16 protein-coding genes are annotated in these 20,822 nt (G+C 49.9%); 9 read left to right on the forward strand and 7 right to left on the reverse strand.

The genetic code is table 11. The annotated features are described in order from the left end of the window. Position 1 precedes the first annotated feature (1 nt). Positions 2-2,824: a 2-oxoglutarate dehydrogenase E1 component gene (locus tag METMA_RS0119700; RefSeq protein ID WP_020160835.1), complete on the reverse strand. Its 2,823-nt coding sequence runs from the start codon at positions 2,822-2,824 to the stop codon at positions 2-4. A 157-nt stretch (positions 2,825-2,981) separates the two neighbouring features. Between METMA_RS0119700 and METMA_RS0119705 the strand changes: the two genes are divergently transcribed. Both METMA_RS0119705 and METMA_RS0119710 read left to right on the forward strand, forming a co-directional pair. After that, complete coding sequence (locus METMA_RS0119705) at positions 2,982-3,749, forward strand: DUF2914 domain-containing protein (protein ID WP_020160836.1); 768 nt, start codon at positions 2,982-2,984, stop codon at positions 3,747-3,749. Positions 3,750-3,907: 158 nt separating this feature from the next. Then, positions 3,908-4,222: an H-NS histone family protein gene (locus METMA_RS0119710; RefSeq protein ID WP_027147479.1), complete on the forward strand. Its 315-nt coding sequence runs from the start codon at positions 3,908-3,910 to the stop codon at positions 4,220-4,222. 75 nt (positions 4,223-4,297) lie between these two features. On the opposite strand, the gene METMA_RS0119715 is transcribed toward METMA_RS0119710, so the two are convergent. From METMA_RS0119715 to METMA_RS0119740, 6 genes are all read right to left on the reverse strand, one after another. After that, positions 4,298-5,182, reverse strand: a complete 885-nt coding sequence (locus METMA_RS0119715) for a carbon-nitrogen hydrolase (protein WP_020160838.1) — start codon at positions 5,180-5,182, stop codon at positions 4,298-4,300. A 96-nt stretch (positions 5,183-5,278) separates the two neighbouring features. After that, positions 5,279-5,884 (reverse strand): DUF2238 domain-containing protein, encoded by a 606-nt coding sequence (locus METMA_RS0119720; RefSeq protein ID WP_020160839.1) that lies wholly within the window; start codon positions 5,882-5,884, stop codon positions 5,279-5,281. Next, positions 5,877-6,221, reverse strand: a complete 345-nt coding sequence (locus tag METMA_RS25170) for a nucleotidyltransferase domain-containing protein (RefSeq protein WP_020160840.1) — start codon at positions 6,219-6,221, stop codon at positions 5,877-5,879. The genes METMA_RS0119720 and METMA_RS25170 overlap by 8 nt, the downstream gene beginning before the upstream one ends. Before the next feature lie 364 nt (positions 6,222-6,585). Then, positions 6,586-7,614 (reverse strand): agmatine deiminase family protein, encoded by a 1,029-nt coding sequence (locus METMA_RS0119730; protein WP_020160841.1) that lies wholly within the window; start codon positions 7,612-7,614, stop codon positions 6,586-6,588. A 36-nt stretch (positions 7,615-7,650) separates the two neighbouring features. Beyond that, complete coding sequence (recN, locus tag METMA_RS0119735; protein WP_020160842.1) at positions 7,651-9,330, reverse strand: DNA repair protein RecN; 1,680 nt, start codon at positions 9,328-9,330, stop codon at positions 7,651-7,653. A gap of 5 nt (positions 9,331-9,335) precedes the next feature. Further along, positions 9,336-10,220, reverse strand: coding sequence for an NAD(+) kinase (locus METMA_RS0119740; RefSeq protein ID WP_020160843.1), 885 nt, complete (start codon positions 10,218-10,220; stop codon positions 9,336-9,338). A gap of 240 nt (positions 10,221-10,460) precedes the next feature. Here METMA_RS0119740 and hrcA point away from each other — a divergent pair, with 240 nt between their 5' ends. From hrcA to carB, 7 genes are all read left to right on the forward strand, one after another. After that, positions 10,461-11,516: a heat-inducible transcriptional repressor HrcA gene (hrcA, locus tag METMA_RS0119745; protein WP_027147480.1), complete on the forward strand. Its 1,056-nt coding sequence runs from the start codon at positions 10,461-10,463 to the stop codon at positions 11,514-11,516. A gap of 68 nt (positions 11,517-11,584) precedes the next feature. Continuing rightward, positions 11,585-12,205, forward strand: coding sequence for a nucleotide exchange factor GrpE (gene grpE, locus METMA_RS0119750; protein ID WP_020160845.1), 621 nt, complete (start codon positions 11,585-11,587; stop codon positions 12,203-12,205). A 68-nt stretch (positions 12,206-12,273) separates the two neighbouring features. Continuing rightward, positions 12,274-14,208: a molecular chaperone DnaK gene (dnaK, locus tag METMA_RS0119755; RefSeq protein WP_027147481.1), complete on the forward strand. Its 1,935-nt coding sequence runs from the start codon at positions 12,274-12,276 to the stop codon at positions 14,206-14,208. Positions 14,209-14,335: 127 nt separating this feature from the next. Continuing rightward, complete coding sequence (gene dnaJ / locus METMA_RS0119760) at positions 14,336-15,466, forward strand: molecular chaperone DnaJ (RefSeq protein WP_020160847.1); 1,131 nt, start codon at positions 14,336-14,338, stop codon at positions 15,464-15,466. Positions 15,467-15,471: 5 nt separating this feature from the next. Next, positions 15,472-16,281, forward strand: coding sequence for a 4-hydroxy-tetrahydrodipicolinate reductase (dapB, locus tag METMA_RS0119765; RefSeq protein ID WP_027147482.1), 810 nt, complete (start codon positions 15,472-15,474; stop codon positions 16,279-16,281). A gap of 104 nt (positions 16,282-16,385) precedes the next feature. Continuing rightward, positions 16,386-17,516, forward strand: coding sequence for a glutamine-hydrolyzing carbamoyl-phosphate synthase small subunit (carA, locus tag METMA_RS0119770; RefSeq protein ID WP_027147483.1), 1,131 nt, complete (start codon positions 16,386-16,388; stop codon positions 17,514-17,516). Positions 17,517-17,552: 36 nt separating this feature from the next. Beyond that, positions 17,553-20,771 carry a carbamoyl-phosphate synthase large subunit gene (carB, locus tag METMA_RS0119775; protein ID WP_020160850.1) on the forward strand — a complete coding sequence of 1,073 codons (3,219 nt, stop codon included), beginning with the start codon at positions 17,553-17,555 and terminating at the stop codon, positions 20,769-20,771. The last annotated feature ends 51 nt before the right edge of the window (positions 20,772-20,822 follow it).

A 20,822-nucleotide genomic window follows, 5' to 3' on the forward strand; every position in this document is an offset into this window, starting at 1 on the left:
GTTATTTTCCTGAAGGTTTGCCGTATAAGGCCGATTCTACGACGGCTTTTTGTTGTTCTATATGGATACGGAAATTGCCCACAGCAGGGGCGGCAGATGCCTCTCGGCCGCTATAAGTTATGGTGATATGAGGCTCCAGATTGTCGGCAAAATGATGTTTTGACTGATACCAGGCTCCCTGATTCTGGGGCTCCTCCTGGCACCAGACGAATTCTTTCATGGCGGGGTATTTCGCCAGTTCCGCCCTGAATGCTTCAGCGGGGAACGGATACAGTTGTTCCAGGCGCGTGATGGCGACATGTTTCAGGTCGTCCTGGCGCCGTGCTTCGAGCAGATCATAATAAACTTTACCGGAACACAGAATAAAGCGCGTGATTTTTTTCGGGTTGATCGGATCCTGGTCACCGATGACCGGTTGAAATTGGCCGTCAGTCAGGTCTTCCAGCGTCGATACGGCAAGTTTGTGTCGGAGCAGGCTTTTAGGCGTCATGACGATCAGCGGCTTTCTATAGGGCCTGATCAACTGCCGACGCAATAGATGGAATATCTGCGCCGGCGTGGTCGGATTGCAGACCTGCATGTTGTGTTCGGCGCATAGCTGCAGGTAGCGTTCGAGTCGGGCGGATGAATGCTCCGGACCCTGGCCTTCGAAGCCATGCGGCAACAGCATGACCAGACCGCTCAACCGACCCCATTTGGTTTCGCCGGAACTGATGAATTGGTCGATGACGACTTGCGCGCCATTGGCAAAATCGCCGAATTGCGCTTCCCAGATGACCAACGTATTCGGAACGGTTGAGCTGTAGCCGTATTCAAAACCCAAAACGGCGGCTTCCGAAAGCAGTGAATCGAAAATCTGCGCCCGGCCCTGATCCTTGTCCAGGTGTTTCAGCGGCGTGTGAGTTTTGCCATTCAGCTGATTATGCAGCACGGCATGCCGGTGAAAGAAAGTGCCCCGGCCCACGTCCTGTCCGGTCAGGCGTACGTGGTATTTATCCATCAGCAAGGTCGCATAGGCCATGTTCTCGGCAAACCCCCAGTCCAGCGGCATGGCGCCGGCGGCCATTTTACGCCGGTTGTCCATGATTTTGGCGACGCGCGAATGCAGTTCGAAACCGGCCGGCAGTCGCTGCATCTGATCGTTGCAGAAGCGAATGTGATCAATCGAAATGGATGTGTCGCAGGGCGTGTCCCAGCTGCCGTTCATGAATTGGTTCCATTGCGTGGTATATGAGTAATGATTGTTATCCAGTATGGGGCGCGAAACGACGCGGCCGGCATCGAGCTGCTTCTGATACTCCTGTTCCATCTGGTTGGATTGCTCTTCCGTAATGATGCCTTCCCTGATGAGCCGTTCCGCGTAAATTCGCCGCGTGGTTTTGTGCTGGCGGATTTTCTTATACATACGCGGCTGCGTGGCCGAGGGCTCGTCGGCTTCATTATGGCCGAGACGGCGGTAGCAGATCAGGTCGATGACCACGTCCTTGTTAAAGGTCATGCGATAGTCGAGTGCCAGTTTCGTGACAAAGTTGACGGCCTCGGGGTCATCGCCCGTAACATGAAAAACCGGTGCCTGAATCATGCTGGCCACATCGGTGCAGTACAACGTGGATCGGGCGTCCTGTGGGTTGCTGGTGGTAAAGCCGATCTGATTGTTGATGACGATATGAATCGTGCCGCCGGTCGAGAAGGCTCGGGTCTGAGACATGTTCAGGGTTTCCATGATGATGCCTTGCCCCGAAAACGCGGCATCGCCATGGATCAGTACCGGGATAACCGCATTTTTGCCTTCGGCTCCGGCTCTGTCCTGGCGCGCCTTTACCGAGCCTTCCACAACCGGGTCGATAATCTCCAGATGCGACGGATTGAAAGCCAGCGTTAAATGCACCGGCCCACCGGCCGTGGCGATATTCGATGAAAAACCCATGTGATATTTGACATCACCGGAACTGACGCCGGGCGATAACGTCGGCATGCCGGCGAATTCATCGAACAAACTGGCAGGGCTTTTGCCGAGAGTATTGATCAGCACATTCAGCCGGCCTCTATGCGCCATGCCGATCACAATTTCCTTCACGCTTTTATCGCCCGAGCCTTGAATGATCTCGTCGAGGATGGTGATCAGTGATTCTCCGCCTTCCAGCGAGAAGCGCTTTTGGCCGACAAATTTTGTATGCAGATAGTTTTCAATGCCTTCTGCCGCGGTTAACTGTTTAAGCAGCCAGCGTTTTTTTTCAGGCTCTATGACATTGGCTTTCGGGTTTTCCAGGCGATTTTTTATCCAGCGTTTGATCGTCGTATCGACAATATGCATGTACTCCGAACCAATGCTGCCGCAGTAAATGTCCTTCAGGCCGGCGATAATGTCGCGTAGACGCAGCCGGTCGGCGCCGTGCAGCAGATCCGCATCGAACAGTGTATCCATATCGGGGGCGGACAGGCCGTAAAAAGCCGGGTCAAACTCGGGCGGTGGCGGCGCTGTTTTGCCTAGCGGATTATTTTGGGCGATCTGGTGTCCCCGGACGCGGTAGTGGTTGATGAGTCGGGCAACGGCGGATTGTTTTTTGACGCTTTCTTCCGTAAATCCTTGCAGTTCAGCCAGCCGGCCCCGGGATTTAGTCGCGAGTCGCGCAAAGCGTTCCACAATAGGGCTATGGGCTGCTTCATAATCGACGCCGTTGTGAATGGCGCTGAATTCCTTTTGCCAACTGGGCTCAACCGATTCAGGATCTTCGAGAAACTTTTCATACAGGTTTTCAATGAAACTGGCGTTGCTGCCATAGAGGCTAGAAGAATCTTGAAAAAGTTTAAGCAGTTTACTCATTAGGATTATCCAATTTATTCGAAATGGGTTTTCACTTTTTACCAGGTCCGCAGTGGTATATTACTCAGTTAAGCGTTGTCTGGCTAAAAATATGGTTTATTTTAGTGGCAAAGGCAATCATAAAGTTTCATCCGCTTGTTGTTGAGATAAAAAAAACATGAGAGACAAAAAGAATATTGTAATTAGAGTTAACTATTCCAAATCCGGGAGAAAAGCCGGTAGCGTGGGGGCGGCGCCCGAGATGGTAACAGAGTGGCACGTTAAACGAATAGTGCTGGCAGTCATCGTTATTGGCATGCTGATTTTCAGTGCCTTGTACTTTTTGCTGAATCCCGGAGAGCAAAACGCGGAGGTCTCATTGTCTGATACCGATTTTAATGCTTCAGTTAAGCCGGAAGAAAAAGATGTATATATACAAGAGAGGCCAAAACCAATTAAGCCTGAAAATAAGTCCGTAGCCATTAATAATATAATTGAAGCGGAAACTCAAAAACAGAAACCTAGTATTAAGGTTGAGGTGAAAAAGAAGCAGCGGACAATAATCAGTCAAGAAAATGTAACCAGGAAAATGAGCGCTTCAGTCATTAATAAAAATGTTTCTCGCGCTTTATTAACCGATAAAATTAATAATAAGGAGCCGGCGGGAGAACTAAATCTTCCAGTTGCAGTCAATAAGGCACAAGCTGTAGGTGTCTATTATTTTACCGAATTAACAGGTTTAAAAGGTCGCACGCTTTACCATGAATGGCTAAATAATGGGGAAGTCGTTTTTAACCGCAGGTTGAATATCCTGGGTAATAGGTGGCGTACATCCAGCAGTAAGTTATTTACTGATAATGATGTAGGTAACTGGTCTGTCAGGTTAATAGATGAGAATGAGCGTATACTAAATAAAAAAAGCTTTAAGGTTGTTACTATTAAGTAATGGCTTAGTCCCGGAATTTAAACATATATAGTTATGAATGATTATTTGAATCAAATATTGGTAATTGTTGCTATTTATAGTATTAGCGAGTCATGATATGATTGAATTATATTTTTTTATTATTAGGAGTGAAAATGACCCAGTATCAAAATCTTAAAATGGCCGAGTATCAAAATCTATCTGAAAATGAATTGCAGGCGGTTATTGAAAAAGCCGAAAAAGCATTAAAATCCAAACAGGCCAATAAACGTAAAGAGGTTATTGCCCAGATTAAGGAGTTGGCCGCATCGATTGATGTGGCCGTGGAGATTTATGAAAGTGATAAAAGATCTGCTCGTAAAGGGGTTAAGGTTCCGGTTAAATACCGTCATCCTCAGGATCCTGAAAAAACATGGACCGGTCGCGGGGTTACGCCGAAATGGATGCAGACTTTACTTGATGAAGGCCATGACCGTTCCGAGTTTGAAGTGTGATTCTCCAGGCCCAGGACGGATATTCTCAGGGCACAAGGCAAAAAGACACGACTTTCAGCCTTGTGCCGGTGTTTTCTAATCAATAAAACGTTTTGTTAAATCCCCGTAATCATCAATTCTGCGATCACGCAAATAGGGCCATATTTGTCTGACGCGTTCAACTCTTGCCTTATCAATAGCGCCGGTTAACAACTTTATTTCCGATTCGTCAGCATGAGCTATGATCTCTCCTTGAGGTCCCGCGATAAAGCTATTGCCCCAGAAATTTATGCCAGTTTCCGAATCCGGCGCTTTTTCAAAACCGATGCGATTACAGGATATGACGGGAATACCATTCGCCACCGCATGAGAACGCTGTATGGTTGTCCAGGCGTCCAGCTGGCGTTTGTGCTCTTCAGGGGGGTCCTGTGGGTCCCAGCCTATGGCAGTAGGGTAGATCAATAACTCCGCGCCGGCTAAAGCCATCAGTCTTGCCGCTTCGGGAAACCACTGATCCCAGCAGACCAATACGCCTAATTTACCGATTGACGTTTGAATCGGTTTGAAGCCGATGTCGCCCGGCGTGAAATAGTATTTTTCATAAAAGCCCGGGTCGTCGGGAATATGCATTTTCCGATATTTGCCAGCGATACTGCCGTCCTTGTCAAAAACAACGGCGGTATTATGATAAAGTCCGGGCGCTCTTTGTTCGAAGATAGTTGAAACAATAACGATTTCCCGTTCTTTCGCCACTGCCGACAGAATGTCCGTGGTGGGGCCAGGGATAGGCTGGGCCAGGGAAAAGTTATTATAGTCTTCGTTCTGGCAGAAATAAGGTCCCAGATGCAATTCCGGAAGCACGACCAGGTCGGCATCGGCGGCAGCCGCTTCGTGGATTTTCTCAATGGAAAAATCAAGGTTGGTCTGTCTGTCTTCATTACAGGGCTGTTGAACAGCGCTGACGATTAATTTTGATTTCATGATGGTTGTGTCAGGGATAGGTTTTAACAGTTGTATTTTATAACGATTTAAAAGCAGGAAATAGAGCGTTCGGTTTAACGGAAGCCGACAACAAGGTTAGGCGCGCCGAGCAGTGACTTCGCTGATTTGCCGGTCATGAAGGCGGCTTAAGGTTATTATTGCCGAAATTGCGCCGACCAATGCATAAGCCATATCCGACTGGGTATCCCAGATATATCCCTGAGTGCCTAAAAACGATTCGGCGGCTTCTTCGCTGAGTAAGGCAACGAACCATTCAATAAGTTCGTAAAATGCGGCGATGGCCAGACAGATGCAGATTATGAGGAAGTTTAGCCAATTGCGGCTGGCCACGACCTGATTTCTGATCAATATTTCCCTGGCAATGATGGCCGGGATAAAGCCCTGGGCAAAATGGCCGAGTTTATCGTAATTATTACGTTCAAGTTCCAGTGCCACTTTCAGCCAGTCAAATAATGGGACTTCGGCATAAGTATAATGGGCGCCTATCATCAGGACAATGCTGTGAATCAAAATCAGGAAATATGCGAGAGAGGTCAGCGGAAAGCGTCGCCGGGTCGCGATAAGTATAACCAGGGCGATTAAGGCGGGAGCGGTTTCCAGCCACCAGGTCGGGTAATCTTTTGGCTCGAAGGCAGACCATGTCAGCACTGAAAAAAACACCGTCAGCCAGGTTTTAGTCATGACCGGCGTTTTGATTGTTTAAATGCGATGCATTTAAGGAATTATAGAAAACGATGCCATATTGATTAATGTGATCGATAAAGCCGGCATTACTTATTTGATTGAAATCGATAATATCAAAGCAATAAGGTAAAAGCAGGTCATCGAGTTCAAAGTTTACTCTATCAACAATGCGCAAGTTTAATGCGCGCCCCTTTAGCGCCAGGTCAATATCCGAACCCTCTTTATAATTGCCTCTAGCTCTTGAGCCGTAGATGATGGCCTGTTCTATTTCAGGATGATTGGCAAAAACAGCATTTATCTGCGAAATGGTGTTTTTTTTGAGACCGTATTTCATAGTTTACTGTTTGCATCAAATCGGCTTATTAAGACTGTTGAAGCCTTTGAATAATGTCTTATTCAGCAAGTTCATTTAAGGAACGTGAATTTTATAATTCCCGCAACTGACTTGTCTTTCCGTCCATCTTCTGCGTTGCCTACAGGGATGTAGGTAAGGAGCGGAAGCTTTGCGCAAACAGTTACATGGCTTGCCATGCGCCTGTTTGCGCGCCTTGAATATGAACAGAAATCCTGCCTCATTTGCGGGTCTTATTTCATTCCCATTCCTAATCATATTATTGTATGATCGACGCCGCCAGATATTATAAGCGCCCGGCATATATAATCGCCGGACGCATCGTTGATTATCTGCGGGTTGAGTGTCAGTCAATAAGGCCAAGCGCTTTTTCAGGAAACTGCATGGTCATGCAATGCAGGCTGCCATATTGATGCACCAGTGGCCGGCAGGGCGTGGCGATGACTTTGTGCCGGGGAAAACAACCTGCCAGCCGTTCCAGGGCGACCGCATCCATCGGGTCGTCATAGACGGGCACCATGACGGCCTGATTAATGATCAGGAAATTGGCGTAGTTGGCGGGCAGGCGTTGGCCTTCCTCGTCAAATATTGGTTTCGGCATCGGCAACGGCACCAGGTGATAGGTCTCATTCGATCGAGTGCGGAAGGCCTGTAGCTGAGATTCCATATTTTTCAAACTTGCGTAATGCTGGTCTTCGGGATCATTGCTGCTGGTATACGCGATGGTCGTGGCCGAGCAAAAACGGGCCAGCGTATCGATATGGGCGTCGGTGTCGTCGCCGGACAGATTTTCCTGATCCACCCATAATATTCTCTTGGCGCCGAAGTATTCTTGCAGTCGCTGTTCAATTTCCAGTTGCGACAGTTCATTGTTTCTGTTCGGATTCAACAGACACTGGCGCGTGGTCATGATCGTGTCGATGCCGTCGCTTTCGACACTGCCGCCTTCTAGGATGAAGTCTATATCGGCGTAATCCGCATTCTTGAACGGACTGTAATTCAGCAGGGCATGATTCAGCGCGTTGTCGGCCTGATGCGGATATTTACCGCCCCAGCCATTGAATCTGAAATTGAGCAGTTTCATGCGGCCGTCTTCTTCCACGGTCAAAAAAACCGTATCCCTGACCCAGATGTCATTGACCCCGGCGTGAAGAAATACAATATTGCCGGTGTTTTTGATTAAAGCCTGAATATGCTGCTGGTGGGCGTTATCCCGGCAGACGATAAACAAACGCTGATACTGGCTTATCGTTTCGGCAATAAAACCGTAGCTCTGCTCGACCGTATCAAGACGATTGCTGAAGTCGCCGGTAGCATGCGGCCAGGCGATTAATACGGCGGATTGTTGTTCCCATTCGGCTGGAAAGCGGATCATTGATTTTGGTACCCTGTGGTTGATTGTATTTGCCGGCTAACGACCGGCAGTGGATTGAAATAACATTTCCTTGGCGTGGGCCAGCGTATTGGCGGTAATGTTGACGCCGCCCAGCATTCTGGCAATTTCTTGCACGCGTTCCTCGTCTTCCAGCAGTCTGACAGTGGAGGAGGTGATATCGGCTTTATTGTTTTTTTCTACATATAAGTGATAGTGGGCTTGCGATGCAACCTGTGGCAAATGCGTCACGCACATGACCTGACGGTTCTGGCTCAGGCTGCGCAGCTTGTGTCCGACAATTTCGGCAATGCCGCCGCCGATGCCGGTATCGACTTCATCGAAAATCATGGTCGGCGTGGTTTTATCGTTGCTGGTCGTGACCTGAATAGCCAGACTGATGCGCGACAGTTCGCCGCCAGAGGCGACTTTGGCCAGCGGCTTGGGCGGCAATCCCGGGTTGGCACTGACCAGAAATTCGATTTTGTCCTTGCCGTTCAGTTTAGGCGCATCCAGATCCAGTGCTGTAATGTCGACCAGAAACTCGCCCTTCGGCATGCCCAGTTCCTTGATCATGGCCGAAATCTGGCGCGCCAGGTTTTTTCCGGCTTTCTTGCGCTGTTTTGACAGTTGCGAGGCCAACTCGTTGTATTGATTGTGCAGTTGCGCTGTGCTGACCTTTAAGGCATCGATGCGCTCGCTGCTGTGCGTCAATCCATCCAGCTCCTGTTCCAGCTTTTCCAGTAATTCGGGCAGTTCGTCCGGTTTGATATGGTGCTTGCGGCTCAGATTCTGAATGGTGGCGATCTGATTCTCCAGTATTTCCATGCGTTGCGGATCGGCCTCCTGGGACTCGAGAAAGCGGCGCAGCTGCTGTGCCGCTTCTTCGGTTTGAATCTGCGCCTCCGATAACAGCGCGAGGATCTCGTTCAGTTCCGGCGCAAAGCGGGCGATATGCGTTAATTCGCCAAGGCTGTGGTTCAGCATCTGGCTGACCGACTGCTGGTCGTTTTCATAGAGCAGATCAACCTGGCTTTGGCCAACCGTCAAAATCTGGCCCAGATTGGCCAGTTTGCTGTGCTCTTCCGACAGGGCCGAGTAATCGAAGTTTTGCAGGTCAAGCAGTTGCAGTTCCTCGATCTGGTAGCGCAATAATTCTTCGCGTTCGACTTTGTCCCTGCCGGCCTTGACCAGCGCTTCCAGTTCCTTGTTGGCTTGTAGCCATTGCCGGTAGCAGTCGTTGACCTGATCCAGAAGCGGCTGGTCTTTTGCGTACACATCGAGCAGACGACGTTGCTCATCGCTATTAAGCAAGGTCAAATGCGCATGCTGGCCGTGAATTTCGACCAGTTTCTCGCTGAGCGCCTGCAGCGTCTGCAACGTGACGGGACGATTATTGATATAGGCCTTGGAGCGGCCGTCCTGATTGACTATGCGCCGGATCAGACAGTGATGGTCGTCATCGAGATCGTTTTCTCTCAGCCAGTGTTGGGCTTCGGGCGCATCGGCCAAGTCGAATTCCAGATTGATTTCAGCGCGCTTGGCGTCGGGACGAATATAGCCGGAATCGGCGCGGTCGCCCAGCGCGAGACCTAAGGCGGTCAATAGAATGGATTTGCCGGCTCCGGTTTCGCCCGTTAGCACGGACATGCCTTTTTCAAGATCCAGATCCAATGATTTGACAACGGCAAGATCGATAATATTAAGGTTCAATAGCATAAGGATTAATTATGATAACCACTGCTCCAGTTTAATTTGCCCCGCAGAATCTGAAAGAAGTCGTAGTCTTCGGGGTGCAGAATTCTAATCGGTTTCGGATCTTTTTTGATCAAAATTTTATCGCTGATCAGTACAGCTGGAATTTCAATTTGGTCACAGGTAACCAGTGCGTTGATTTGCTTGGTCTGGCAGAAGCTTATTTCGATTTCAGCGGAGTCATCGATAACGACCGGACGATTAGTCAGCGTATGCGGATTCAGCGGTACCAATACCAATGCGTTTAACGACGGGTGCAGGATCGGGCCGCCCGCGGACAAGGAATAGGCGGTTGAGCCTGTGGGAGTGGACACGATGAGTCCGTCGGAGCGTTGTGAATTAAGAAACACATTGTCAATTTTGGTTACGATTTCAATCATGCTGGGCGTTACCCAACGATGAATAACCACTTCATTAACCGCCGTTTCTTCGTGGATGATCTGTTCATCGCGGATGATTTTAGTGCGCAGCAAGTAGCGGTTCTCTTCAGTGTAACAGCCTTGAAGTATGCGATGTAACCGGTCGGGCAGCTCATTAGGCGATATATCCACCAAAAAGCCTAGTCGGCCCAGATTGATACCGATCAAGGGAATGTCGTATTTCGCGATGGCCCGCGCGGCGGAGAGAAAAGTACCGTCGCCGCCAATGGCAATCACCAGGTCGCAATAGCCGCCCAGTTTGTCGATATCGCATGATACAACAGTCTGGTTATTAATGAATCGGGCGCTGTCCGGGGCAACCACGACAGTGTATTCGTGGTGTTTTAAGAAATCATAAAGAGCGGATAGGGTCTCAGCAATACTGGGGTCACTGGGTTTGCCTATGATGCCAATGGTATTAAAAGGGCTATGCATTGCCGAATAGTAAGTCAAATGAATTGGATTATACAAAAAAACATTGCCAAACCAATTTGTTTTACTGGTGGATGGCAGGCTTTTTATATCGGCTGATATCGATAGGGAACGCGATAATGAGTCTATTATTAATTAATCGGGCTTTAAGGGGCTTTATTGACAACAGACCGTCGAGCTGATATTTTGCCTCGCTAGCACTCGCCTGGGAAGAGTGCTAATTTTGATCTTTTAGAGGTTGATGTGGGTACTAGTCAGGTTTTAAACGAACGGTCGTTGCAGTTGTTGAAAACGCTGGTCGAGCGTTATATCAGCGATGGTCAGCCAGTGGGCTCAAGGGTTTTATCGAAAGACTCGGGTTTAAATTTGAGCCCGGCCACCATCCGCAATGTCATGGCTGATCTTGAGGATTTAGGGCTGGTGCACTCACCGCATACTTCTGCAGGCCGTGTGCCCACGGTCAGTGGCTATCGATTATTCGTGGACAGTCTGTTGACGGTTAAGCCGCTGAAATCGGAAGATTTGACGCTTTTGCATCAGGGATTGTCAGTGACTGACAATAATAATGATGCTATCGGGGTCGCATCGCGTTTGCTTTCGGAATTGACTCGCATGGCGGGAGTCGTAACGCTGCCCAGGCGGGAGATGGTCTGTTTACGGCATATTGAATTTTTACCTTTATCCAATACGCGTGTGCTGGTGATTTTTGTTACCAATGAGCAGGAAGTCCATAATAAAATCATCCATACGGCCAAAGTATTTAGCCCTTCCGAATTGCAGCAGGCAGCCAATTATTTAAATTCAATTTATTGTGGTCGAAGTCTGGTTGCTGTGCGGCAGGCGGTTTTTGAAGAGTTGAAAGAGGCTCAGGCGCGCATGAATCAGGGCATGCTTGACGCGATAAAAATAGCGCAACTGACGTTTGAGCGGGACAATGAAAAAGAAGATTACGTGCTGACCGGCGAAACCAATTTAATGGGTTTTTCAGAGTTGGCGGACATGGACCGGTTGAAAAAATTATTTGAAGCGTTCAGCCAGAAGCAGGATGTGATTCATCTATTGGATCAGTGCATGAAAGCCGAAGGCGTGCAGATTTTCATCGGCGAAGAGTCGGGCTATCAGGCGTTCGATCATTGCAGTCTGGTTACCTCGTCTTATTCGGTCAGCGATGAAGTGGTAGGGGTATTGGGCGTCATCGGGCCGACACGCATGGCTTACGAGAAAATCATCCCGTTTGTCGATATTACTGCAAAATTGTTAGGCGCCGCCTTGAATCCCAAATCATCGTCCCCATCATAACTGACAGCTGTTTTTTCTCGTGCAATTGGGCACGGCAACTAAACTTTATATTTGAGGAGCTATAGCGAATGAGTAATGATCAGGAAGTGCCTGAATCACAGGTTGAAACCGAGGCTAAGAACGAAGAGCTGGCTGAAGAAGCCGCTACCGAAGAGCAGTTGCTGCCTGAGGCAACTATTGAAGAGCTGAGGGAGCAATTGGCACAGGCTGAGCAGAAAGCCCAGGAAAACTGGGATAAAGCAGTTCGCGCTCAGGCGGAAATGGAAAATCTGAAGAAAAGAACGCAAAAAGATCTGGAGAGTGCGCATAAGTTCGCGCTGGAAGGATTTGCCAAGGAATTATTACCGGTATTGGATAGTTTGGAGTTAGGGTTGCAAGCGGCGACAGGTGATAGCCCTGAAGTGGAGAAATTCCGCGTGGGCAGCGAATTGACGATTAAGCAATTCGAATCGGTGTTTGCCAAGTTTAACATTGAAATGATTGATCCAGCCGGCCAGCCTTTTAACCCTGAACACCACCAGGCTATGACCATGCAAGCCGTGGAGGGTGTCGAGCCAAATACAGTGGTTAACGTTTTTCAAAAAGGTTATCTATTGAACGGACGTTTGTTGCGCCCCGCCATGGTCGTGGTTGCAAAGGCGCCCGATAAACCGGCGGCGGATACGCCAAGCATTGATGAGCAGGCTTGAACCCTATAAAACAATCCCCATATTAAGAACAACTTTTAACATTTACATATTCAAGTCTGGAGACTTCAATGGCTAAAATAATTGGAATTGATTTAGGAACCACAAACTCTTGCGTTGCGGTTTTAGAGAATGGCGTGGCGAAAGTGATCGAGAATAGTGAAGGTGCCCGTACGACGCCCTCCATTATCGCTTTTACCAGCGATGACGAAGTATTGGTAGGCCAATCGGCTAAACGTCAGGCCGTAACCAACCCTAAGAATACGTTATTCGCTATCAAGCGTTTGATCGGCCGCCGCTTTAAAGACGATGTTGTGCAAAAAGACATCACAATGGTGCCTTATAAAATTGTCGAAGCTGAAAACGGCGATGCCTGGGTGGAGGTGCACGGTAAAAAAATGGCAGCCCCTGAAATTTCGGCGCGTGTTTTGATGAAGCTGAAAAAAGACGCCGAAGCGTATCTGGGCGAAGAAGTCACGGAAGCCGTTATTACCGTACCCGCTTATTTTAACGACTCGCAACGTCAGGCCACTAAAGACGCTGGACGTATTGCCGGGTTGGATGTAAAACGTATCATCAATGAGCCGACCGCGTCGGCGTTGGCTTTCGGCATGGATAAGCCTAAGGGTGATACCAAGATTGCCGTTTATGACCTGGGCGGCGGTACGTTTGATATCTCCATCATTGAAATTGCCGAGATAGAAGGCGAACACCAGTTTGAAGTATTGTCGACCAACGGCGATACCTTCCTGGGTGGTGAGGATTTCGACTCAAGAGTCATCGAATATCTGGCGGCGGAATTCAAAAAAGAAAGCGGTGTTGACCTGCATAATGATCCGCTGGCGCTGCAACGTTTAAAGGAAGCGGCGGAGAAAGCCAAGATTGAATTGTCTTCAAGCCAGCAAACCGATGTCAACCTGCCTTATATTACGGCCGATGCGTCAGGCCCCAAGCATTTAAATGTCAAATTGACCCGCGCCAAACTGGAGTCTCTGGTTGAAGAGCTGATCAATCGGACTAAAGGCCCGTGTCAGATCGCGCTTAAGGATGCCGGCTTGTCAGCCTCCGATATCGATGACGTGATTCTGGTAGGCGGTCAAACCCGTATGCCGAAAGTACAGGAGATGGTGAAAACCATTTTCGGCAAAGAGCCGCGTAAAGATGTCAATCCGGATGAAGCGGTTGCACTGGGTGCCGCGATTCAGGCCGGCGTATTGGGCGGTGAAGTCAAGGACGTGTTGCTGCTGGATGTGATCCCGTTGTCGCTGGGTATCGAGACCATGGGCGGCGTCATGACCAAGCTGATCGAGAAAAACACCACGATTCCAACCAATGCTTCGCAGATTTTCTCCACGGCTGATGACAACCAGACTGCGGTAACGGTTCATGTGCTGCAGGGTGAGCGCGAAGTGGCTTCCGCCAATAAGTCGCTGGGACGTTTCGATCTGACTGATATCCCACCCGCACCGCGTGGCATTCCACAGATTGAAGTGGCATTTGATATCGATGCCAACGGTATTCTGAACGTTTCGGCCAAAGACAAGGCAACCGGTAAAAAGCAATCTATCGTCATCAAGGCGTCCAGCGGCTTATCGGATGAAGAAGTGGAACGCATGATCAAGGATGCGGAAGCCCATGCGGATGAAGACCGCAAGTTGACGGAGCTGGTAACGGCGCGCAACCATGCCGATGGTATGATTCACGCTACGGAAAAGTCCTTGAAAGAACTGGGTGATCAAGTCGGCGCCGATGAAAAAAGCGCGATCGAAGATGCAATCAATGCTTTGAAAGAGGCGGTCAAAGGCGATAACAAAGCCGATATTGAAGCAAAAACAAACGCATTGACCGAACTATCAGGCAAGCTGGCCGAGCGCGTGTATGCGCAAAAAGCGGGCGCTGAAGGCGGCGAATCCGCGGGCGCCCATCAAGCTTCCGAGCATGCGGCTGCTGACGAAGGCGTTGTCGATGCGGAGTTCGAAGAAGTTAAGGATGACGATAAAAAGTAATTGAGACATGGTTACGCCGCGCCTTTGCCGGCGCGGTTATCGATAACCTTATGGCATGCTTGCATTTCCTGAGTGAGTCCTCGGGAATGGATTTAAGCGAAACAAGACGAAACGAAACGATAGGAACATGGCAAAAGAAGACTTTTATAAGCTTCTCGGTCTGGATAGAAACGCCAGTGACGCAGAGATAAAGAAAAGCTATCGCCGTTTGGCGATGAAGTATCATCCGGACAGAAATAAAGAGAATCCGGCTGAAGCTGAAGCAAAGTTCAAGCAGATTAAGGAAGCTTACGAAGTTCTGTCGGATCCTAAAAAGCGCTCCGCTTACGATCAGTTCGGTCATGCCGGCGTTGATCAGTCCATGGGCGGCGGTCGTGGTGGTTTCGGCGCCGAGAGCTTCAGTGATGTTTTCGGCGATGTGTTTGGCGATATTTTCGGCGGCGGACGTTCTCGCGGTTCCGTGCAGCGCGGCGCGGATTTGCGCTATAACCTCGAATTGACGCTGGAAGAAGCCGTAGCCGGAACCGAAGCCAAAATTCGGGTGCCGGTGCTGGTTGTCTGTAGCGAATGTAATGGCTCGGGCGCCAAAAAAGGCTCCAGTCCGATTATCTGCTCGACCTGTCATGGCCATGGCCAAGTCAGGATGCAACAGGGTTTCTTTTCCGTTCAGCAGACTTGTCCGACCTGTCGCGGTACGGGCAAGCAAATCAAGGATCCGTGTGGTAAATGCTATGGACAAGGACGCGTTCAGGAAACCAAAACCCTGTCCGTCAAGGTGCCGGCAGGTGTCGATACCGGCGATCGTATTCGTCTGGCCGGCGAAGGCGAGGCCGGGGAACGCGGCGGTCCGGCAGGCGATCTGTATGTGCAGATTCAGGTGAAAGAGCATGAGATTTTCACACGTGACGGCGCCAACCTTTATTGCGAAGTGCCGATCAGCTTTCCTACGGCCTGTTTAGGCGGAGAAATCGAAGTGCCGACACTCGATGGCAAGGTGATGCTCAAAATTCCTGCCGAAACACAAACCGGAAAGTTATTCAGGTTGCGTGGCAAGGGTGTCAAGCCGGTACGCGGGGGTGCGATCGGCGATTTGCTGTGCCGGGTGCAGATTGAAACCCCGGTTCACCTGACCAAGGAACAGAAAGAGTTGGTTCAGCAGTTGGGTGATTCCCTGTCCGGCGGCGGCAAGCATCATAGTCCTCAAGAGCATTCGTGGACTGACGGCGTAAAAAGCTTTTTCGATAAACTGACAGGGTGAGCGCTATGATTCGTATTGCTGTAGTGGGCGCAACAGGACGGATGGGGCTTTGCCTGATCAAGGCGGCGGCACTGGCCGACAAGGCCGAGCTCTCGGTTGCGGTTTCCCGGCCCGAGAGCATCGCGATAGGCACGGACGCGGGCGAATTGGCGGGCATCAGTGCTGTCGGCGTTAAGGTCGTCGATGATTTGGCATCCGTCGTCGAACAGTTCGATGTGCTGATCGATTTCACCCGTCCCGATGCCTCCATGGAATACATTGATATCTGCCGTAAAGCCGGCAAAAAAATCGTGATCGGCACGACCGGATACAGCGACGCTCAAAAAGCCCGGATTGCCGAAGCCGCCAGGGAGGTATCGATAGTACTCGCGCCTAATATGAGCGTGGGAGTCAATCTCTCTCTGAAGTTGCTGGAAATGACGGCCAGGGTGATGGGCGATTATACCGATATTGAAGTCATTGAGGCGCATCACCGGCATAAGGTCGATGCACCGTCAGGCACAGCCTTGCGCATGGGCGAGGTGGTTGCTGGCGCGTTGGGCCGCGACTTGAAGGATTGCGCGATTTACGGCCGTGAAGGTAATACCGGCGAGCGGGATAGAAAAACCATCGGCTTTTCGACGATTCGTGCCGGCGATATAGTTGGTGAACATACGGTTATGTTTGCCGATGAAGGAGAGCGCGTGGAAATCACGCATAAAGCCACAAGCCGTATGACCTTTGCCAATGGCGCGGTTAGGGCGGCCGTCTGGTTAAAAGATAAACAAACCGGTCTTTATGACATGCAGGATGTCTTGGGTTTGAAAAATTGTTAATGACCAGAACGCGATAATCTCGTAAAATTGGTACAATTTTGTTTTTTTATAACGGGATGAGTCCTTTGGGGGTCATCCCGTTTTGCACATTTGAGGTGACGTGTTTGAGTAAACCTGCATTGTTAGTGTTGGAAGATGGGACGGTATTTAACGGTGTGTCTATAGGCATCGACGGCTGTTCCGTGGGAGAAGTCGTTTTTAATACCTCGATGACCGGCTATCAGGAAATCCTCAGTGATCCATCTTATGCCCGGCAAATTGTTACATTAACGTATCCGCATATTGGTAATGTCGGTACAACTTGCGAAGATGACGAGTCCACTGGCGTTTTTGCCAGCGGTCTGGTAATCAGGGATCTGCCGTTAGTGGCCAGTAACTGGCGATGCGAAAAAACCTTGCAACAATACTTGATCGATAATCATGTTGTAGCCATTGCCGATGTCGATACCCGTAAATTGACGCGACTGCTGCGCGATAAAGGCGCGCAACGCGGTTGTATCATGGCCGGGGAAGCGGTCGATGTAGATGCGGCTCAAGCGGCGATCGAGGGTTTTCCCGGTTTACAGGGCATGGATCTGGCCAAGGAAGTGACCGTCTCAGAACCATACGAGTGGACCGAAAATGTCTGGCAACTGGAGAATGGTCATGCGGAGGCTGAAAACCTGACTCGGCACGTCGTTGCTTATGACTTTGGAGTTAAACGCAATATCCTGAGATTATTGGCTAATCGCGGTTGCCGCATTACGGTTGTGCCTGCGACCACGTCGGCGGAAGCCGTGCTGGCAATGAATCCTGACGGCATCTTTTTATCTAATGGCCCTGGCGATCCGGAGCCATGCACTTATGCGATTGAAGCGATTAAAACATTTTTAGCCAAGAAGATACCCGTTTTCGGCATTTGTCTGGGGCATCAGTTGCTGGCTTTGGCGAGCGGGGCTAAAACCGAAAAAATGAAATTCGGCCATCACGGCGGCAATCATCCAGTACAGGAAAAAGCGACCGGCCGAGTGATGATCAGTAGTCAGAATCACGGGTTCGCGGTGAATGAGGCTTCTCTCACTGCTAACCTGGTCGCAACTTATCATTCTTTATTTGACGGCAGCCTGCAAGGCATTGAACGGACTGATTGCCCGGCCATGAGCTTTCAGGGGCACCCTGAAGCAAGCCCCGGTCCTCATGATGTGCAATCGTTATTTGATGATTTCATCAAGATGATGGATCAGTTCAACAAATAATCAGACAGTCAATTATCAGCAGAGCAAAGCAACGAAATGCCAAAAAGAACCGACATAAAATCGATTTTATTACTGGGCGCAGGCCCGATTGTTATTGGTCAAGCCTGCGAGTTTGACTATTCAGGCACGCAAGCCTGTAAAGCACTGCGGGAAGAAGGTTATCGCGTCATTCTGGTCAATTCGAATCCGGCTACTATCATGACGGATCCGGATATGGCCGATGCCATTTACATCGAACCCATCGACTGGCAAACTGTAGAGAAAATTATTGAAAAAGAGCGCCCCGATGCGATTCTGCCGACCATGGGCGGACAGACGGCGTTGAACTGCGCGCTGGCGCTGGATGCGCACGGTGTGCTGGAAAAATACGGCGTCGAGATGATAGGCGCATCTAAAGAAGCGATCAATAAAGCAGAAGATCGTGAGCTGTTCAACCAGGCCATGAGAAAAATCGGTTTCGAAGTGGCTCGCTCCAAGACCGCCCATTCAATGGAAGAAGCGATGGCGGCTCAGCAGGAAGTCGGTTATCCGACGATTATTCGGCCATCGTTTACCATGGGCGGCAGCGGTGGCGGCATCGCCTACAACAAGGAGGAGTTTGTTGAAATTTGCGAACGCGGCCTGGATTTGTCGCCAACCAATGAACTGCTCATCGAAGAATCGGTGCTGGGCTGGAAAGAATACGAAATGGAGGTCGTGCGCGATTCTAAAGACAACTGCATTATCATCTGTTCAATTGAGAACTTTGACCCGATGGGCGTACATACAGGCGACTCGATTACCGTGGCGCCGGCGCAGACTTTGACCGACAAGGAATATCAGATTCTGCGTAACGTCGCGGTAGCGGTATTGCGCGAAATCGGTGTCGATACGGGTGGCTCAAACGTACAGGTGGCGATTAATCCTGAAGACGGGCGCATGGTGGTCATCGAGATGAATCCTCGCGTATCGCGCTCGTCCGCGCTGGCTTCCAAGGCGACCGGTTTTCCAATAGCCAAAGTTGCAGCCAAACTGGCGGTCGGTTATACATTGGATGAGCTTCAAAATGAAATTACAGGCGGCGCGACACCAGCCTCATTTGAGCCGACGATCGATTATGTCGTCACAAAAGTGCCTCGTTTTACCTTTGAAAAATTTCCGCAAGCCGATGATCGCTTGACTACACAAATGAAATCGGTAGGCGAGGTCATGGCGATAGGCCGGACTTTTCAGGAGTCGCTACAAAAAGCCTTGCGCGGTCTGGAAATCGGCATCAGTGGTCTTGATGAATACGTCGATTTGAGCGCCGAGGACGCGAGCGAAAAAATTCAGCGCGAAATGCGCCACCCGGGGCCGGATCGTTTGTTGTATGTCGCTGACGCTTTCCGCAGCGGCATGACATTGCGGGAAGTGCATGAGGCATGCAAGATCGATCCATGGTTTTTAGCGCAAATCGAAGATCTGGTGCTGACTGAAAAATCGTTGTCGACTAAAACTTTGTCGACCTTGAAAGAAGGCGAGCTTTATAGGTTAAAACGTAAAGGCTTTTCCGATCAAAGGTTGGCCAAACTGCTCGATACGACCGAATCTGAGGTACGCAACGTCAGACACAAGCAGAATATCCGTCCTGTTTACAAGCGCATCGATTCCTGCGCGGCTGAGTTTTCTTCGGATACGGCTTACTTGTATTCAACCTATGAAGAAGAATGTGAGGCACGCGTTTCCGATAGGGAAAAGATTATTATTCTCGGAGGCGGGCCTAACCGTATCGGGCAAGGCATCGAGTTCGATTATTGCTGCGTGCATGCAGCTCTGGCGCTGCGTGAAGACGGTTACGAAACGATCATGGTCAATTGTAATCCCGAGACGGTTTCCACTGATTTTGATACCTCGGACCGGTTGTATTTTGAGTCCCTGACACTGGAAGATGTGCTTGAAATTGTTGAGCTGGAAAAGCCCATGGGCGTGATCGTTCAATATGGCGGCCAGACACCTTTGAAATTGGCGCGCGCTTTGGAAGCGGCCGGCGTTCCGATTATCGGCACATCGCCCGACTCGATTGATTTGGCCGAAGATCGTGAGCGGTTTCAGAAGCTATTGGAGCGGTTGGACTTAAAACAGCCGCCTAATGCGACAGCACGTTCTGTCGAGCAGGCGCTTAATGCCGCAAAGGAGTTGGGTTATCCTTTGGTTGTGAGGCCCTCCTATGTGCTGGGTGGCCGTGCCATGGAGATCGTCTTCAATGAAGAAGGCCTGCAGCGCTATATGAAAGAAGCCGTCACTGTATCCAATGATTCGCCGGTATTGCTTGATCGTTTTCTTGATGATGCGGTCGAAATGGATGTCGATGCCATTTATGACGGGGAGCGCGTATTGATCGGCGGCCTGATGGAGCATATCGAACAGGCCGGCATCCATTCGGGTGATTCGGCCTGCTCGTTACCGCCTTATGATCTGGCACCCGAGATTCAGGATAAATTACGTGAACAGGTAGCCAAAATGGCAGAGGCCTTGGGGGTCAGAGGTTTGATGAACACCCAGTTTGCGATTCAGGGGGATGAGATTTATGTGCTTGAAGTAAATCCCCGTGCCTCTCGGACAGCACCTTTTGTTTCCAAGGCTACCGGTTATCCGCTGGCCAAAATCGCGGCGCGTTGCATGGTCGGGCAATCGCTGGCGGAACAAGGTGTAACTGAAGAACGTATTCCGTCTTATTATTCGGTTAAAGAGGCCGTGTTCCCGTTTGTTAAATTTCCGGGCGTGGATCCATTGTTGGGGCCTGAAATGAAATCTACCGGGGAAGTGATGGGTGTGGGAAAGACGTTTGGCGAAGCGTTTGCAAAATCCCAGCGCGCCGCAGGCGTTGACTTGAATCATAGCGGTAAAGTGCTGATCAGCATACGCGACGCGGATAAAGCCAAGGCCCCTGATATTGCAAAAATGCTGGTGGAGAAAAGATATGAGATTGTTGCCACAGGCGGTACGGCAAGGTTTCTTAAAGAGGCCGGTATCCCCTGTGAGGTCGTTTTTAAAGTCAACGAAGGTCGACCTAATACCGTTGATATGATAAAAAATGACCAGATCCAATTGATTATTAATACGACGGAAGGTAAAAAGGCTATTTCGGACTCTTTTACCATGCGCAGGGAAGCCTTGCAGCACCGCGTAACTTATTATACGACTATGGCAGGCGCTAGAGCGGCTTGTTACGCGCTAGGCGAACTGGAAGCGGGGGATGTGAACTGCCTTCAAGATTTGCATAAAAGCTTGAGGTAGTTGGAAGGTCATCCGCTTGCACAGTTTATGGATTCCCGGATTAAGGGATGG

Source organism: Methylobacter marinus A45, from assembly GCF_000383855.1.
GTDB classification, from domain to species: domain Bacteria; phylum Pseudomonadota; class Gammaproteobacteria; order Methylococcales; family Methylomonadaceae; genus Methylobacter; species Methylobacter marinus.

Excerpts from the sequence above, each read along its gene's own strand:
- METMA_RS0119700 (WP_020160835.1), bottom strand. The coding sequence starts at position 2,824 with ATGAGTAAACTGCTTAAACTTTTTCAAGATTCTTCTAGCCTCTATGGC.
- METMA_RS0119705 (WP_020160836.1), top strand. The coding sequence starts at position 2,982 with ATGAGAGACAAAAAGAATATTGTAATTAGAGTTAACTATTCCAAATCC.
- METMA_RS0119710 (WP_027147479.1), top strand. The coding sequence starts at position 3,908 with ATGGCCGAGTATCAAAATCTATCTGAAAATGAATTGCAGGCGGTTATT.
- METMA_RS0119715 (WP_020160838.1), bottom strand. The coding sequence starts at position 5,182 with ATGAAATCAAAATTAATCGTCAGCGCTGTTCAACAGCCCTGTAATGAA.
- METMA_RS0119720 (WP_020160839.1), bottom strand. The coding sequence starts at position 5,884 with ATGACTAAAACCTGGCTGACGGTGTTTTTTTCAGTGCTGACATGGTCT.
- METMA_RS25170 (WP_020160840.1), bottom strand. The coding sequence starts at position 6,221 with ATGAAATACGGTCTCAAAAAAAACACCATTTCGCAGATAAATGCTGTT.
- METMA_RS0119730 (WP_020160841.1), bottom strand. The coding sequence starts at position 7,614 with ATGATCCGCTTTCCAGCCGAATGGGAACAACAATCCGCCGTATTAATC.
- recN (WP_020160842.1), bottom strand. The coding sequence starts at position 9,330 with ATGCTATTGAACCTTAATATTATCGATCTTGCCGTTGTCAAATCATTG.
- METMA_RS0119740 (WP_020160843.1), bottom strand. The coding sequence starts at position 10,220 with ATGCATAGCCCTTTTAATACCATTGGCATCATAGGCAAACCCAGTGAC.
- grpE (WP_020160845.1), top strand. The coding sequence starts at position 11,585 with ATGAGTAATGATCAGGAAGTGCCTGAATCACAGGTTGAAACCGAGGCT.
- dnaK (WP_027147481.1), top strand. The coding sequence starts at position 12,274 with ATGGCTAAAATAATTGGAATTGATTTAGGAACCACAAACTCTTGCGTT.
- dnaJ (WP_020160847.1), top strand. The coding sequence starts at position 14,336 with ATGGCAAAAGAAGACTTTTATAAGCTTCTCGGTCTGGATAGAAACGCC.
- dapB (WP_027147482.1), top strand. The coding sequence starts at position 15,472 with ATGATTCGTATTGCTGTAGTGGGCGCAACAGGACGGATGGGGCTTTGC.
- carB (WP_020160850.1), top strand. The coding sequence starts at position 17,553 with ATGCCAAAAAGAACCGACATAAAATCGATTTTATTACTGGGCGCAGGC.